Raw genomic sequence first — 255 nt, 5'->3', positions numbered from 1 at the left:
GTAGCGTTTTATATCGACGCTTTAAGGAGACACGATGACCGAGGACAACCGCGAGGACGCTCACCCCAAGACGGGCATGATTCCCGTGTCGACGGGTCTGATCGCGGTGCCGACCGGGCTCATCAGCGTCCCGGATCGCGTGCGCGAAGCGGGTCAGGAGATCGCGCACCACCACCCGGGCGACCAGCTCTCGCCCGCGCGCCTCTTCGGATACGTGCTGCTCCTCGGCGCCCTGACGGCGCTCGGCCCCTTCAC

General features: G+C 66.7%; 1 protein-coding gene. It reads left to right on the top strand.

The features are described 5' to 3' along the window. Positions 1 to 34: 34 nt before the first annotated feature. Positions 35 to 255 (top strand): hypothetical protein (locus SB660_RS22055; RefSeq protein WP_410584595.1); only part of this gene is annotated, 221 nt, incomplete at its 3' end.

The sequence above is a fragment of the Bacillus sp. SIMBA_005 genome, assembly GCF_046535585.1.
GTDB classification, from domain to species: Bacteria; Bacillota; Bacilli; order Bacillales; family Bacillaceae; genus Bacillus; species Bacillus pumilus.
Note: the sequence above shows the minus strand (reverse complement) of the source record. Positions and strands in the feature narration are given on the sequence as shown.